Raw genomic sequence first — 14,839 nt, 5'->3', positions numbered from 1 at the left:
ACCGCCACGCCATCTAGTGGACAGCTGTCCGATATTGTCCGATCGAACCATAGTCGTCGGCTAGCCGAAGGTGCAAGAGCCTATCTGGGATGTTGCCCGCCACACGGCGCAGAACGCCGATAAGCTGCGATTTTGCCGACCGGGCTTGCTTCTCCCCGTTTTGGTCCACTAGCTTGGACATGTGTCCAGCGACGCACTGGTGACTATCACATCCGACGGCGACCGCCAGACCGGTCAGCCGCCGCGCAACCGTCGTCAGGAGGAGACCTTCCGCAAGGTGCTGGCAGCCGGCATCGAAACCCTGCGGGAAAAGTCGTACGCCGACCTGACGGTCCGCGCCGTAGCCGCCCGCGCCAAGGTCGCCCCGGCAACCGCGTACACCTACTTCTCATCGAAGAATCACCTGATCGCCGAGGTCTATCTGGACCTGGTGCGGCGGGTTCCGTTCTTCACCGACGTCAACGACCCGATGCCGGTCCGGGTGGACAAGGTGCTGCGTCACCTGGCGCTGGTGGTCGCCGACGAGCCGGAGGTTGGCGCCGCGTGCACGACGGCATTGCTCGGCGGCGGCACCGATCCGGCCGTTGGCGCCGTGCGCGATCGTATCGGCGCGGAGATCCACCGCCGCATCGCGACGGCGATCGGACCCGGAGCCGACCCCAATACGGTGGCCGCGCTCGAGATGGCGTTCTTCGGCGCATTGGTACAGGCCGCCAGCGGCCAGTTCACCTATCACCAGATCGCCGACCGATTGGCCTATGTAGTGAGCCTGATCCTGCCCGGGACGACAAGCCAGGAGACACGAACGTAAATGACCGTCCATGTGGGCGACCACGAGCTGGTCCTCGATCCCTACGACTACGACTTCCACGAAGATCCGTACCCGTATTACCGGCGGCTGCGCGACGAGGCCCCGCTGTATCGCAATGACGAGCTGAAGTTCTGGGCGCTGTCGCGGCACCAGGACGTGCTACAGGGATTCCGCAACAGCACAACGCTTTCCAACAAGTACGGCGTCTCGCTGGACCCCGCGTCCCGAGGCCCGCACGCCAGCAAGACGATGTCGTTCCTGGCGATGGACGACCCCGCCCACCTGCGGCTGCGGACGCTGGTCTCAAAAGGCTTCACCCCGCGCCGGATTCGCGAACTCGAGCCCCGGGTCACCGAGATCGCGACCCGGCATCTCGACACGATGCTGGCCAAGGCCGAAGACGGTGCGGTCGACTACGTCGACGAGTTCGCCGGCAAGCTGCCGATGGACGTCATCTCCGAGTTGATGGGAGTCCCCGAGCCGGATCGCGATCAGGTTCGGGCCTGGGCCGACGGGGTGATGCACCGCGAGGAAGGTGTCACCGACGTGCCGCCGGAGGCGGTGGAGGCCTCGCTCAACCTGATCGTCTACTACCAGCAGATGGTGGCCGAGCGGCGCGAGAAGCTGACCGACGACCTGACCTCGGCGCTGCTGGAGGCCGAGATCGACGGTGACCGGCTCACCGACGACGAGGTGCTCGGCTTCATGTTCCTGATGGTGATCGCCGGCAACGAGACCACCACCAAACTGCTTGCCAACGCCGCATTTTGGGGCCACAAGAGCCCGGACCAACTGACGCCGGTCTACGAGGATCTGTCGCGGGTGCCGCTGTGGGTCGAGGAGACCCTGCGCTACGACACCTCCAGCCAGATCCTGGCTCGTACCGTGTCCGGTGAGCTCACCCTCTACGACACCACCATCCCCGAGGGCGACGTACTGCTGCTGTTGCCCGGTTCCGGCCATCGGGACGAGCGGGTCTTCGACCACCCTGACGACTACCTGATCGGGCGCGAAATCGGGCCCAAACTATTGAGTTTCGGTAGTGGCGCACACTTCTGCCTGGGCGCGCATCTGGCGCGGATGGAAGCCCGGGTCGCGCTCACCGAGTTGTTCAAGCGAATCCGCGGATACGAGGTGGACGAGGCCAACGCCGTCCGCGTCCACTCGAGCAATGTCCGCGGATTCGCTCACCTACCGATGAGCGTGGAGGTCCGCTGAATGCCCCGGTTTGAACCCTTGCCCGAACGCCGGCCCGCCATCGTGGCCGGTGCTTCCTCCGGCATCGGAGAGGCCACCGCCATCGAGCTCGCGACGCACGGCTTCCCCGTCGCCCTGGGTGCGCGCCGCGTCGAAAAGCTCGACGACATCGTCGGCAAGATCAACGCCAACGGCGGCGAAGCGGTCGGCTTCCACCTGGATGTGACCGATCCGAACTCGGTGAAATCCTTTGTCGCACAGTCGACCGATGCCCTCGGCGACATCGAGGTGCTGGTGGCCGGGGCCGGCGACACCTACTTCGGCAAGCTCGCCGAAATCGCAGGCGACGAGTTCGAGTCGCAGCTGCAGATCCACCTCGTCGGCGCCTTCCGCCTGGCCTCAGCCGTCCTTCCGGGCATGCTCGACCGCCAACGCGGCGACCTGATCTTCGTCGGTTCCGACGTCGCCCTGCGGCAGCGCCCACACATGGGCGCCTACGGCGCGGCCAAGGCCGCGCTGGTCGCGATGGTCACCAACTTCCAGATGGAGCTCGAGGGCACCGGCGTGCGGGCCTCGATCGTGCACCCCGGCCCGACGAAGACCTCGATGGGCTGGGGCCTGCCTGCCGAGAAGATCGGCCCCGCGCTGGAGGATTGGGCCAAGTGGGGCCAGGCGCGCCACGACTACTTCCTAAGGGCGGCGGACTTGGCGCGAGCGATCACGTTCGTCGCGGAGACACCGCGCGGCGGCTTCATCGCCAACATGGAGCTTCAGCCCGAAGCCCCGTTGGCCGACAACAAAGATCGCCAGAAACTCGCGCTGGGCGAAGAGGGGATGCCGTCATGACGACCACAACTGTGGTGCCCCGGGTTTCCGGCGGCGAGGAAGAACACGGTCACCTCGAGGAATTCCGCACCGACCCAATCGGTTTGATGCAGCGCGTCCGCGACGAGTGTGGCGACGTCGGGTGGTTCCAGCTGGTCGACAAGCACGTCATCCTGCTCTCCGGCGCGGGTGCCAACGAGTTCTTCTTCCGGTCCGCCGACGAAGACCTGGACCAAGCAGCGGCGTACCCGTTCATGGCGCCGATCTTCGGCAAGGGCGTGGTGTTCGACGCCAGCCCGGAGCGGCGCAAGGAGATGCTGCACAACTCGGCGCTGCGCGGCGAGCAGATGAAGGGCCACGCCGCGACCATCGAAGCTCAGGTGAAGGGGATGATCGCCGACTGGGGCGACGAGGGCGAGATCGAGCTGCTCGACTTCTTCTCCGAGCTGACCATCTACACCTCGACGGCCTGCCTGATCGGCGTGAAATTCCGCAACCAGCTCGACCACCGATTCGCCGAGTATTACCACGAGCTCGAGCGCGGCACCGACCCGTTGTGTTACGTCGATCCCTACCTGCCGATCGAGAGTTTTCGGCGTCGCGACGAGGCGCGCGTGAAACTCGTTGCGCTGGTGCAGGAAATCATGAACGAGCGGCTATCCAACCCGCCCCAGGATAAAAGCGACCGTGACATGCTCGACGTGCTCGTGTCCATCAACGACGAGGACGGCAACCCGCGGTTCTCCGCCGACGAGGTCACCGGCATGTTCATCTCGCTGATGTTCGCCGGGCACCACACCAGTTCGGGGACCTCGGCGTGGACTTTGATCGAGCTGATCCGCCATCCCGAGGTTTACGCCGAGGTGCTGGCCGAGCTCGAGGAGCTCTACGCCGATGGCCAGGAGGTGAGTTTCCATGCGCTGCGGTCGATTCCGAAGCTGGACAACGTGGTCAAGGAAACCCTGCGGCTGCATCCGCCGCTGATCATCCTGATGCGGGTCGCCAAGGGCGAGTTCGAGGTCGAGGGTTTTCCGATTCACGACGGCGACTACGTAGCGGCATCCCCGGCGATCTCGAACCGCATCCCGGCGGACTTCCCCGACCCCGACGCGTTCAAGCCGGACCGCTACAACAAGCCCGAGCAGGCCGACATCGTGAACCGGTGGACTTGGATTCCGTTCGGGGCGGGCCGGCACCGCTGCGTCGGCGCCGCGTTCGCCCAGATGCAGATCAAGGCGATCTTCTCGGTCCTGTTGCGCGAGTACGACTTCGAGATGGCGCAGCCGGCGGACAGCTATCACAACGACCACTCCAAGATGGTGGTGCAGCTCGCCCGGCCGGCGAAGGTGCGCTACCGCAAGCGCAGCGCGTAAGGAGTAAGTCCGATGGGCGGATTCAGGATCGAAGCGGATCTGGATTTGTGTCAGGGCCACGCCATGTGCGAATTGGAGGCGCCGGACTACTTCCGGGTGCCCAAGCGGGGCAAGGTCGAAATCGTCGACCCCGAACCGCCCGAGGACGCCCGCGACGAAGTCGAGCGCGCGGTCGAAATGTGCCCAACGCAAGCACTATTCATCAAAGAGAAGGAAGATTAGGACAATGGCGTCACACTCGCGCGAAGATCTCGAGGCATGGGTCGACCGCTGGCTCCAGGCCAACCAGGACTGCGAGAAGGCCGGTGACTGGCGACCGTTGGCGGACTTCTACACCCAAGACGCCACCTACGGCTGGAACATCGGCCCCAAGGAAGACGTGATGTGCGTGGGCGTCGACGAGATCCGCGACGTCGCCCTGGGCCTGGAGATGGAGGGCCTGGAGAACTGGGTGTACGAGTACCAGAAGGTGCTCATCGACGAAAAGCAGGGCGAGATCGTCGGCTTCTGGAAACAGATCGTCAACAAGGCCGACGGCACCCAGGACGAGATCTACGGCATCGGCGGCAGCTGGTTTCGCCTCAACGGCGACCAGCTCATCGAGTGGCAGCGCGACTTCTTCGACTTCGGTCACGTCGCGTACATGTTCGGCAAACTCATCGAGTCCGGGGACCTGAGCGCCGGCATGCAGAGGCGCATCGAGCGCAGCCTCGCCGGCGAAAAGCTGCCCGGCTACTACCCGCTTGGCGAGGCGCCCGTCCCGATTTGGTGACCGCTGAGCTCGTGGCGGCGCCCGCGGGAGCCAACCAAGCATTTGATTTGTTGCACGCGCTATGCTGACGCGACAAGGGTGCCTGTGGCACTCGTCACTCAGCTGGCCGGCATGAAGGGGCCGGTCAGCTCTGATCGATTCAAAGGCGAAATGGGGTCAGGACCATCGTGAAGACAAAAGGCGCACTGATCTGGGAGTTCAACCAACCCTGGTCTATCGAGGAAATCGAGATCGGCGACCCGCAAGCGCATGAGGTCAAGATCCAGATGGAAGCGGCGGGCATGTGCCACTCCGACCATCACCTGGTCACCGGGGGCATCCCGATGGCCGGTTTCCCGGTGCTGGGCGGCCACGAGGGCGCGGGCATCGTCACCGAGGTCGGTCCGGGCGTGGAAGACATCGCCCCGGGTGACCACGTGGTGCTGTCGTTCATCCCGTCGTGTGGTCAGTGTCCGACCTGTCAGGCGGGCATGCGTAACCTGTGCGACCTGGGCGCCGGCCTGCTGGGCGGCGCCGCCGTGTCCGACGGCACCTTCCGCATCCAGGCCCGCGGCGAGAACGTCTACCCCATGACGCTGCTGGGCACGTTCTCCCCCTACATGGTTGTGCACCGCAGCTCGGTGGTGAAGATCGACCCGTCCGTGCCGTTCGAGGTTGCCGCGCTGGTCGGTTGCGGCGTCACCACCGGCTACGGTTCGTCGGTCCGCACCGCCGACATCCGCCCGGGACAGGACGTCGCCATCGTCGGCGTCGGCGGGGTCGGCATGGCCGCGCTGCAGGGCGCCGTCAACGCCGGCGCCCGCTACATCTTCGCGATCGACCCCGTCGAGTGGAAGCGCGACCAGGCGCTCAAGTTCGGCGCCACCCACGTCTACCCGGACATCATGGCCGCGATGGCGGGCATGGCCGAGGTCACCTACGGCCTGATGGCCCACAAGGTCGTGGTCACCGTGGGCGAGCTGCAGGGCGCCGATATCGACAACTACCTGAACATCACCCAAAAGGGCGGCACCTGCGTGCTGACGGCCATCGGCAGCCTGCTGGACACCAATGTCACCTTGAACCTGGCGATGCTGACGCTGATGCAGAAGAACCTGCAGGGCACCATCTTCGGTGGTGGCAACCCGCAGTACGACATCCCGCAGCTGCTGTCGATGTACAAGGCCGGCAAGCTGAACCTGGACGACATGATCACCCGCCAGTACAAGCTGGAACAGATCAACGATGGCTACCAGGACATGCTGGACGGCAAGAACATTCGCGGCGTCATCCGGTTCACCGACGCCGACCGGTAGGCCGGCGGCGAAGAAAATGACCGAAACCGCTGAGGCCCAGGCATTTCCGGCCCTCGCCGCGTCGCAGTCGTCGTGGCGGTGCGTTCAGGCGCATGACCGGGAGGGCTGGCTGGCGCTGATGTCCGACGACGTCGTCATCGAGGATCCGATCGGCAAGTCCGTCACCAACCCGGACGGAACGGGGGTCCGGGGCAAGGAGGCCGTCGGCGCGTTCTTCGACACCAACATCGCGGCCAACCAACTCTCCATCACCTGCGAGGAGACCTTCCCGTCGAGTTCGCCCGACGAGATCGCCCACATCCTGGTGCTCAACAGCAAGTTCGAGGGCGGCTTCACCAGCTCGGTGCGCGGCGTGTTCACCTACAAGGTCGATGACGCGGGCCTGATCACCAACATGCGCGGGTACTGGAACCTCGACATGATGCAGTTCGGCAAACAGGACTGAGCCGGCCCTTCGACCGACGGCGATCTTCTTAGCGGCGCGTGAAGATCAGATGCACGACGCCGCTGGGGCTGCTCACCGACTCCACGTCGAATCGCTGTTCGAGGCTTTCGAGCCCCGCCCACAACGACTCGCCGAGCCCCAAGACGATCGGCACCACCGCGATATGCAGGTGGTCGACGAGATCGGCTTCGAGGAACTGGCGGACGCTCGACGGTCCCCCGCCCAGGCGAATGTCGCTGTCGCCGGCGGCTTTTCGGGCTATCTGCAGGGCTTCGACGGGGCTTGCGTCGATGAAGTGGAAAGTGGTGCCACCGTCCATCTCGATCGGGGGTCGTGGGTGGTGCGTGAGCACGAAGACCGGTGTGTGAAACGGCGGCTCGGCGCCCCACCAGCCCTGCCATTCCTCACCGCCGTCTTGGCCGGCCCATGGTCCGCGCTGCGGACCGAACTTGTTGCGTCCCATGATTTCGGCGCCGATGCCCGGCGCCCATTGGCTGGCCAAGGCGTCATCGATGCCGGTGGCCCCGCCCGACTCGCCGTGCATGGCGCGGAACGTCCGCGTCGCGAAGAACCACTCGTGCAGCCGTCCGCCGGCGTGCCCGAACGGCGCGTCCATGCTTTGGCCGACACCGGTGCCGAAGCCGTCGAGGGACACCGAGAAGTTGTGCACGCGCACTCGTGACATGGGGAGGTCTCCTGAATCCATCCGCGTTGTAAGGCGTCGCAGGATTGACCCGCGAACGCGGCCGAACTCATCGGTGCGTCGCCGAGATTGCCTTGGCGGCTCGGGGCGCGAGCTCGACCAGGACCGCTGCCGCAATGTCGACACCCCTATGCTGGGGCCCATGGCGTCGATCTTCACCAAGATCATCAACCGTGAACTCCCCGGCCGTTTCGTCTACGAGGACGACGACGTCGTCGCGTTCCTGACGATCGAGCCGATGACGCAGGGGCACACGCTCGTCGTGCCGCGCGCCGAGATCGACAACTGGCAGGACGTCGACGGGTCGGCCTTCGCCCGGGTCATGTCCGTGAGCCAGTTGATCGGCAAGGCCGTGTGCAAGGCCTTTCGAACCGAGCGTTCCGGCCTGATCATCGCCGGGCTAGAAGTGCCGCACCTGCACGTGCACGTCTTCCCCACCCGCAGCCTGAGCGACTTCGGCTTCGCAGGAGTCGACCGCAACCCGTCAGCGGAATCGCTGGACGACGCCCAGGCCAGGATCAAGGCGGCGCTGGCTCAGTTGGCGTGAACCGGCTCGTGCGCCGTCACGTCACTGATGCGAGGCAGCGTCACCCGGAACCGGCAGCCCTCTCCGGGCGCGGTGGTCACGCTGACGACACCGCCGTGCGCGCGCACCAACGACTCGACGATGGATAGGCCCAGACCGGTGCCGCCGCTGGCCCTAGCCCGCGACGAGTCGGTCCGATAGAACCGCTCGAACACGCGCGACGCGTCCTCCTGGTTCATGCCGGGACCCTGGTCGGCCACTTCGAGCACCGCGTTGTCGCCGTCGGTGCCCACCCGCACGGTGACGTCGGCGGTTTCCGGCGTGTGCTGCAAAGCGTTGGCGACGAGGTTGCTCAGCACCTGGCGGATCCGCGCTTCGTCACCCAGGACCTCCGGGGTGCCGGGGCCGTCGAGAACCTCCATGGTGATGGTGCGCCCGGGGTCCATCGCCTGCCCGTCGTGCACGGCATCGCTGGCCAGCGCCAGCAGGTCCACCCGATGGTTTTCCAGGGGGCGCTGCACATCGAGGCGGGCCAGTAGCAGCAAGTCGTCGACCAGCAGGCCCATCCGCGACGCCTCGCTTTCGATTCGCGACATCAGCATCGCCACGTCGCGCGCGGCGCCCTGGCGATACAGCTCGGCGAAACCGCGGATGGTGGTTAGCGGGGTGCGCAGTTCGTGGCTGGCGTCGGTGATGAACCGCCGCATCCGGTCCTCGGAGCCGCGGGCCTTGTCCGCGGAGGACTCCGAGGACGCCAGCGCTTGCTGAATCTGCGCGAGCATCCCGTTGAGCGCCTGGGACAGCCGGCCCACCTCGGTCCGCGGATCTCGTTCTGGCACACGGCGATCCAGCTGGCCTGACGCGATTGCCGCGGCCGTCTGCTCGACCTCGACGAGCGGCCGCAGGCTGCGCTGCACCACCGCGAAGCTGGCGATTCCGACGACGGCAAGCACCGCCACCCCGATGCCCATCTGCAACCAGACCAACGAAGTGAGCGTGTGCTGGACGTCCGACAAGTCGATCGCGACCGTGGTAAGCCCGTGCGGACCGTGCACCGAGACCGCCCGCCACTGAATGTCCGAGCCGTTCACCGAGGGCAGCGTCGTCGGGTTGGGACCCACGTCGTTGTCGGGCGGTAGCGCCGGTTCGGCGTTGCGGTCGTTGATGGCGGTGAACGGGGTGCCGTCGGTGCTGACGCCGCGCACGTAGAACTTCGACGGCGGCCGGCCCGGGTCGGGACCATTGAAGGGCGGCGGCGATTGCCGCCGCGGGGCCTGCGCCCAGCCGCGGGACGCGTCGAGCAGCGTGGAGTCGATGCGGCTGACCAGGCTGTGCCGCAGGATAGACGTCACCGCGACACCGGAAACGGCGAGGCCGCAGGCGACCAGGGCCAGGGTGGCGGCGACGAGCCCTATCCGCAGGGGCAGTCCACGTCGAGGCTTGGTGACCATCTACCTACTTCTTCGCTACCGCTGCTCACCGCGGTTCTCGCAGCACATAACCCACTCCGCGCAGCGTGTGCAGCAGCCGCTTCTCGCCCGTATCGATCTTGCGACGCAGATACGACACGTAGGACTCGACGACATTGACGTCACCTCCGAAGTCGTAGCGCCACACGTGGTCGAGGATCTTCGGTTTGCTCAACACCGTGCCGGCATTGATCACAAAGTAACGCAGCAGCGTGAATTCGGTAGGCGACAGCGATACCGGCTGACCGGCCTTCCACACCTCGTGGGTCTCCTCGTCGAGCTCGATGTCGGCGAAAGTGAGGCGCGCGCTGCGCGGTTCGGCCCCCGCTTTGCCGGCACGGCGAAGGATGACCCGCAAGCGGGCGACGACCTCCTCGAGACTGAACGGCTTCGTCACATAGTCGTCGCCACCCAGCGTCAGGCCGGCGATCTTGTCCTGCAGTGAATCCCGGGCGGTCAGAAAGAGGGCGGGGGCGTCGATGCCGTCGGCGCGCAGCCGCCGCAGCACCCCGAACCCGTCCATGCCCGGCATCATCACGTCGAGGATCACGGCGTCGGGACGCGCCTCGCGCGCCCGATCCAGCGCCTGGGCGCCGTTGGTGGCCGTATACACCTCGAACCCCTGGAATTTCAGACTCACCGACAGCAGCTCGACGATGTTGGCTTCGTCGTCGACCACGAGGACCCGAGCCTCGGATTTCGAGTCGTTGGGGGTTGCCGATGTCATGCCCATGTCCCTTACTTGAACGTTTGCTATGTGAAGGTTGTGCGCTTCCTGAAAGCTCAGTGCCAACAAACTGATAGTAGTCTGCCAGGGATCATCGCATTGCCTTGGGACATAAAGGTCTTGCCCGGTGTGCGTCGTGAATAGACTCTTGGAATGAACCTCACCAGAAGCATCGTGTCGGCTGCGACCGCGCCCGCCCGGGTGGGTCTGGCCGCCGCGGATGCGGGTCTGAGCGTGGCGAGCGCGGCCGTCGGCGTGGCAAAGCGGGCTGTGGGTGAGAGCGGGGCCGCCGGCACCACCGCAATGACGTCGATGCTGGGGATCGACGACGCGATCGTCCGGGCCAATCGGCTGGCCCGACTGCTCGACGACGACGCCCCGCTGGGCCGGGCCGTCGCCCCGGACGGTCCGATCGATCGCCTGCTGCGCCCCGGCGGGGTGGTCGACATGCTGACGTCGGAGGGCGGGCTGCTGGACCGCCTGACCGCCGAGGGCGGCGCCCTGCAGCGCACCCTGCAGCCGGGTGGGCTGGCCGATCAGCTCGTCGCCGAAGACGGTCTGATCGAACGGCTGCTGGCCGAGGACGGCCTCGCCGACCGGCTACTGAGCGAGGGCGGGCTGATCGACAAGCTGACGGCGAAGAACGGGCCGCTCGATCAGCTCGCCGACGTCGCCGACACCCTGGCTCGACTGACACCCGGGATGGAGGCCCTCGAACCCGCCATCGCCACCCTGCAAGACGCCGTCATCGCGCTCACCATGGTGGTCAACCCGCTGAGCAACATCGCCGACCGGATTCCGCTGCCCGGGCGGCGGCGCCCGTCGTCGCGGGCGGTGCGCTCCGCGGGCGTGATCGACAGCGACCGGTGACCGATTAGGCTGGGTCCGGTTCTAACCCCGCCTCCTTAGCTCAGTGGTAGAGCACTCGCCTTGTAAGCGAGCGGTCGTCAGTTCAATCCTGACAGGGGGCTCCGCGCAGTTGGCCGGGTCGCGCACCGGTTCAGGCTGTGATTGCTGATGGCCTCGCGCAACCTGACTGCGCGAAGGGGTCTTGGAGCGGCGGCCCAGCCAATGCTCTTGTGCCCGTTGGCTTTAGCTAGAGTTCGCCGGCGTCGTAGGCTTTCTTGACTTCCGCCGCATGCGCCACCTGCTGCGCACTGTAGCCGATGAGCAGCGCCACCCCACACACCAGCACGGCCACCCCGGCCAGCCACTGCAGACCGTAGGTGTAGCCATGGTCCAGCGCGTGCAACTGGGCGGCGTTCATGGACTTTGCCGGCCCGGTGGTGCCGCCGAGTTGCAGCGTGCGCCAGGTGATCACGCCCTGGATCACGGCCAACACCACCGGCCCGCCGAGGCGGGAGAGCATGAGCGAAATCGCGGATATAGGCCCAATCTGGTCCAGTCCGACGCTGGCGATCAGCGAAAGCGCGAGCGGCACATTGATCACGCCGATACCGATGCCGGAGACGACGAGCGGCACCACAAGGTTCGGGAAGTACGGTATGCCCCGGTGCAGCGTCGAGGCGTAAAGCACCGCCCCCAGCACGAGCAGGCCGCCGATGATCACCACCACCCGCGGCGGCAACGACATGACCAACCGCGACGCGGCGCCGGCCCCAATGCCCACGGCGACGGCGAACGGGATGAACGCCACGCCCGCGCGCAGCGTGCTGTAGCCCATGATGTCCTGCACGTACACGCCGATCAGCAGGGTGAGGGTGAACATGACCCCACCGGCCAGAAACATGGCCGCGAACATAGCCAGCCGGTTGCGATCGAGGAACAAGCCAAACGGCACGACCGGGTTCTCTGCCCTGCGCTCCACCACCACGAACGCCAGGAAAGCGCCCAGTGCCACCACGCCCGAACCGATCGTGACCGGCGACAGCCACCCTTTCTCCGGCCCCATCGAAAAGCCGAGCACCGCCGCGGTGAAGACCAACGTTGCCAAACCTGCCCCAGTCGCGTCGAGCTTTGTGCGCTCCTTTTGCGTTTCCCGCAGCGAGGCGTAGGCCAGATACAGCACCACCACTCCGATCGGCACGTTCACCAAAAACACCAACCGCCACGACACCTCGGTGAGCAAGCCGCCCACCACCAGGCCCAGCACGGAGCTGAGGCCGCCGATCGCGCCCAATACCGCCATCGCAGCATTGCGCAGCGGCCCCTTTGCGAAAGTCGTTGCCACCAGCGCCATACCGGTCGGTGCGATGATCGCGGCGGACACACCCTGCAGCAGCCGCGCCAAAACGAGAACGCCCCCGTTCCAGGCGACGCCGCATATCGCCGAGACGACGGTGAACAGCGCGACGCCGACGATGAAGGCGCGCTTGCGCCCGATGGTGTCACCGAGACGACCGCCCAGCAGTACCAGCCCGCCAAAGGTCAGCACGTACCCGGTGATGACCCAGCTCCGTCCGGCATCAGACAGACCCAGGTCATTCTGGATCCTGGGAAGAGCGACGACCGCGATCATCCCGTCCATCGTGGCCATCAGCTGCATCCCGCCGATCGCGATAACTGCTGCGACGAACCAGCGAGGCGGGAGCTTTGTCGGCAAGTCTTTGTTGGTACGGCCTGGGGTGGTCGGTTTGACGGGCATCGGACTCGTTTCGTGCGTTGTGTCGTCCAGTGATGTACTGCCACTCCGCAAGAGCGAGAGTCGGCTTAGCGGGCACCCTACGGAATCTGAAGAGTTGTTATCCGGGAAACTGATCAGATAAACATGCTGGGTCACCGAGTAAGCCCCGAATAACGCTCAATGCGCGTGGGCAGGCAATCCGGGGGCAAGTTAGGCAGCAAGCTGACCATCGGAGTCGACTGGGCGCCGTACGCGCGCCAAGCCCTCCAGGATTGCGCCAATAAGTACGCAGTCGGCCCCGCTAATTAGGCGTGCGTCAAATATGTCGGAAGTGTGTGCCCACAGCGACTAGTTGCACGACCAATCGCTCGGCGAAGTGCAGGGGAGCCGTTGATTTAACGCTGCGCCAATAAGCGGCTGTCGCCGAGCATCGCAGGCAACGACTCCATAAAGCGGTAACTGTTTTCTTCATTCGGATCGCAGGGCTGAAAGCACCGCGAAGGTGATGCACGCACTGAGGCGTGTACGCCGCCCGGGGTCGGCGCACACAGCGCTCAGGAGCGTCGAACAATTTCGCACTTTGGAAAGACTTTGGGGCTCGCCGGCCGCCCCACGCCGCAAGTCGTCAATCGCCAGATCCACAGTGAGGGAAGCGCAACCGGCCCAATCCTGCGGCGGGGGCATCGGTCAGAAAGAAGCCACAGAGTCTTTTCAGAACTTTGCCGAAACGCCGGACCGAGCTCGTTTGGCAGCAGTAGGGTTGGTTTCTCAAATCGACTCAGGTCTGCGCGGGGCGGACGCGGTGAGCCGAGGCAATGGGAAGTTGATCTTCGGGGGTAGAAGAGTGCAACTTGATGGCCGGGCCTTACCGCTGACGCGCGGACAGCTAGACATCTGGCTCGCGCAAAAAACGGGTCGCTTCGGCGCGAAATGGCAGCTGGGTGAACTGCTGCGAATAGAGGGCCCGATAGACCCTGATTTGCTTCAGCAGTCGATCGTTCACGTTCTGCGTGAAGCCGAACCACTTAGGGCTTCCTTTTTCGAAGTGGATGGCAGGGTTTTCCAAAAGCCGGTTGACTACCCCGATGTCGAGCTAGCCCAATACAACCTCATTGGCTCGCGTGATCCTGCACAGGACACCTATCGGCTTGCATCATCGATCCAATCGACTCTGATGCCCCTGGATGGCCCGCTGTTCAAATTTGCACTATTCCAGACGCAACCCGAAGAATTTCATTTATTCGCGTGCTGCCACCATATAGTAGTAGACGGAATCGGACTTACTTTTGTTTGTCACCGCATCGCGAATGTATATTCTGCAATGGCCGCAGGCGAGCCGATTCCACCCGCTTTTTTCGGACCGTTGAGTGACCTGGTTGATTGCGAATTAGCATACGAAGCGTCTGACGATTATGCCGCTGATCGAACCTATTGGACGAGGAATCTTCCGCCGGAAATCGAACCAAGGTACAGGTTGGCGGACTCGAACCGGGGCGGGGGCGATCAGCGGGCTTCTGAGCCCGTTCAGTTGGACCCGTCGTTCGTTGCCGGGGTTCAAGAGCTGTCACACGCCTTGCAGATCCGACGATCGTCAGTGATTACGGCCGCCTGTGCCCTCTTGGTGCGCGCGTTCGACACCGAAAGCCCGGAGGTGGTGCTCGACTTTCCGGTGAGCAGGCGCGTTGATCCGAAGACGCAGATGGTGCCCGGAATGGTTTCCGGATTCCTGCCGCTGGTATTGCCAACATCTCCTGAATCGGACGTTGCTAGTTTTTGTAAAGTCGTCGACACGCGAATGCGCGAAGCGCTGAAACATCAGCGGTTCCCGGTGCACGCTATTGATGACAAGACACGTCTCGGCAGTTCTGGGCAGGCGTCTAACCGGGTCGCCGTCAACATCATTCCGGCAACACACACGGGGCATTTCGCCGGCGGCCGGACGACGGGAACCCTCACCCATGCCGGCCCGTTACATTTCGGTCTGGTCTTTTTCCGAGACGACGATCAGCTTTTCCTCACCACGGTGGGTGACGGTCAGTTCTTTTCCAATTGTGACGTGCGAGATCTCGCCGAGCGGTTGGAGCGGGTGTTGGCGGCGATGACCGCCGAGCG

The 14,839-nt window shown here is 64.9% G+C and carries 14 protein-coding genes, 1 tRNA gene and 1 pseudogene; 12 read left to right on the top strand and 4 right to left on the bottom strand.

Annotated features, from left to right (window positions below; translation table 11 throughout):
- The first annotated feature begins 181 nt into the window (after positions 1 to 181).
- The 8 genes from AC5Y4T_RS22720 (at position 182) to AC5Y4T_RS22685 (ending at position 6,718) form a co-directional block, all read left to right on the top strand.
- Positions 182 to 811, top strand: a complete 630-nt coding sequence (locus AC5Y4T_RS22720) for a TetR/AcrR family transcriptional regulator (RefSeq protein WP_499918960.1) — start codon at positions 182 to 184, stop codon at positions 809 to 811.
- Entirely contained in the window at positions 812 to 2,029 is a 1,218-nt protein-coding gene (locus AC5Y4T_RS22715; RefSeq protein ID WP_499918961.1) for a cytochrome P450, read from the top strand.
- Positions 2,030 to 2,854, top strand: a complete 825-nt coding sequence (locus AC5Y4T_RS22710; protein WP_499918962.1) for an SDR family oxidoreductase — start codon at positions 2,030 to 2,032, stop codon at positions 2,852 to 2,854.
- Complete coding sequence (gene cyp51, locus AC5Y4T_RS22705) at positions 2,851 to 4,206, top strand: lanosterol 14-alpha demethylase (RefSeq protein ID WP_499918964.1); 1,356 nt, start codon at positions 2,851 to 2,853, stop codon at positions 4,204 to 4,206. The genes AC5Y4T_RS22710 and cyp51 overlap by 4 nt, the downstream gene beginning before the upstream one ends.
- Positions 4,207 to 4,218: 12 nt before the next feature.
- The gene (fdx, locus tag AC5Y4T_RS22700) at positions 4,219 to 4,428 is read left to right on the top strand and encodes a ferredoxin Fdx (RefSeq protein WP_499918966.1); all 210 of its coding nucleotides are present in this window, start codon (positions 4,219 to 4,221) and stop codon (positions 4,426 to 4,428) included.
- 4 nt (positions 4,429 to 4,432) lie between these two features.
- A complete protein-coding gene (locus tag AC5Y4T_RS22695; RefSeq protein ID WP_499918968.1) occupies positions 4,433 to 4,978 on the top strand; it encodes a nuclear transport factor 2-like protein in 546 nt (181 codons plus the stop codon).
- Positions 4,979 to 5,145: 167 nt separating this feature from the next.
- Positions 5,146 to 6,273, top strand: coding sequence for an NDMA-dependent alcohol dehydrogenase (locus tag AC5Y4T_RS22690; RefSeq protein WP_499918970.1), 1,128 nt, complete (start codon positions 5,146 to 5,148; stop codon positions 6,271 to 6,273).
- 16 nt (positions 6,274 to 6,289) lie between these two features.
- A complete protein-coding gene (locus AC5Y4T_RS22685) occupies positions 6,290 to 6,718 on the top strand; it encodes a ketosteroid isomerase family protein (protein WP_499918971.1) in 429 nt (142 codons plus the stop codon).
- A gap of 28 nt (positions 6,719 to 6,746) precedes the next feature.
- Here AC5Y4T_RS22685 and AC5Y4T_RS22680 read toward each other — a convergent pair whose 3' ends face one another.
- Positions 6,747 to 7,403, bottom strand: a complete 657-nt coding sequence (locus AC5Y4T_RS22680; protein WP_499918972.1) for a dihydrofolate reductase family protein — start codon at positions 7,401 to 7,403, stop codon at positions 6,747 to 6,749.
- Between the two features lie 160 nt (positions 7,404 to 7,563).
- Here AC5Y4T_RS22680 and AC5Y4T_RS22675 point away from each other — a divergent pair, with 160 nt between their 5' ends.
- Positions 7,564 to 7,968 carry an HIT family protein gene (locus AC5Y4T_RS22675; protein WP_499918975.1) on the top strand — a complete coding sequence of 135 codons (405 nt, stop codon included), beginning with the start codon at positions 7,564 to 7,566 and terminating at the stop codon, positions 7,966 to 7,968.
- Here the strand turns inward: AC5Y4T_RS22675 and AC5Y4T_RS22670 are convergent.
- Positions 7,956 to 9,398 (bottom strand): sensor histidine kinase, encoded by a 1,443-nt coding sequence (locus tag AC5Y4T_RS22670; RefSeq protein WP_499955547.1) that lies wholly within the window; start codon positions 9,396 to 9,398, stop codon positions 7,956 to 7,958. The two genes, AC5Y4T_RS22675 and AC5Y4T_RS22670, sit on opposite strands and share 13 nt — an antisense overlap.
- Before the next feature lie 25 nt (positions 9,399 to 9,423).
- Positions 9,424 to 10,143 (bottom strand): response regulator transcription factor, encoded by a 720-nt coding sequence (locus AC5Y4T_RS22665; protein ID WP_499918980.1) that lies wholly within the window; start codon positions 10,141 to 10,143, stop codon positions 9,424 to 9,426.
- A gap of 153 nt (positions 10,144 to 10,296) precedes the next feature.
- Between AC5Y4T_RS22665 and AC5Y4T_RS22660 the strand changes: the two genes are divergently transcribed.
- Both AC5Y4T_RS22660 and AC5Y4T_RS22655 read left to right on the top strand, forming a co-directional pair.
- Positions 10,297 to 11,013, top strand: a complete 717-nt coding sequence (locus AC5Y4T_RS22660; protein ID WP_499918982.1) for a hypothetical protein — start codon at positions 10,297 to 10,299, stop codon at positions 11,011 to 11,013.
- A 29-nt stretch (positions 11,014 to 11,042) separates the two neighbouring features.
- Positions 11,043 to 11,114, top strand: a tRNA-Thr gene (locus AC5Y4T_RS22655).
- A 125-nt stretch (positions 11,115 to 11,239) separates the two neighbouring features.
- Here AC5Y4T_RS22655 and AC5Y4T_RS22650 read toward each other — a convergent pair.
- Positions 11,240 to 12,792: pseudogene (locus AC5Y4T_RS22650) on the bottom strand (MFS transporter).
- 779 nt (positions 12,793 to 13,571) lie between these two features.
- On the opposite strand from AC5Y4T_RS22650, the gene AC5Y4T_RS22645 reads away from it, so the two are divergent.
- Positions 13,572 to 14,839: condensation domain-containing protein (locus tag AC5Y4T_RS22645; RefSeq protein ID WP_499918983.1), on the top strand; the 1,268-nt coding region annotated here is incomplete at its 3' end.

Source organism: Mycobacterium sp. NGS11 (genome assembly GCF_059813315.1).
This window is presented reverse-complemented; position numbering and strand designations above follow the sequence as displayed.

Coding starts and splice junctions, on each gene's coding strand:
- AC5Y4T_RS22715 (WP_499918961.1), top strand. CDS start 812: ATGACCGTCCATGTGGGCGACCACGAGCTGGTCCTCGATCCCTACGAC.
- AC5Y4T_RS22710 (WP_499918962.1), top strand. CDS start 2,030: ATGCCCCGGTTTGAACCCTTGCCCGAACGCCGGCCCGCCATCGTGGCC.
- cyp51 (WP_499918964.1), top strand. CDS start 2,851: ATGACGACCACAACTGTGGTGCCCCGGGTTTCCGGCGGCGAGGAAGAA.
- fdx (WP_499918966.1), top strand. CDS start 4,219: ATGGGCGGATTCAGGATCGAAGCGGATCTGGATTTGTGTCAGGGCCAC.
- AC5Y4T_RS22695 (WP_499918968.1), top strand. CDS start 4,433: ATGGCGTCACACTCGCGCGAAGATCTCGAGGCATGGGTCGACCGCTGG.
- AC5Y4T_RS22685 (WP_499918971.1), top strand. CDS start 6,290: ATGACCGAAACCGCTGAGGCCCAGGCATTTCCGGCCCTCGCCGCGTCG.
- AC5Y4T_RS22680 (WP_499918972.1), bottom strand. CDS start 7,403: ATGTCACGAGTGCGCGTGCACAACTTCTCGGTGTCCCTCGACGGCTTC.
- AC5Y4T_RS22675 (WP_499918975.1), top strand. CDS start 7,564: ATGGCGTCGATCTTCACCAAGATCATCAACCGTGAACTCCCCGGCCGT.
- AC5Y4T_RS22670 (WP_499955547.1), bottom strand. CDS start 9,398: ATGGTCACCAAGCCTCGACGTGGACTGCCCCTGCGGATAGGGCTCGTC.
- AC5Y4T_RS22665 (WP_499918980.1), bottom strand. CDS start 10,143: ATGACATCGGCAACCCCCAACGACTCGAAATCCGAGGCTCGGGTCCTC.
- AC5Y4T_RS22660 (WP_499918982.1), top strand. CDS start 10,297: ATGAACCTCACCAGAAGCATCGTGTCGGCTGCGACCGCGCCCGCCCGG.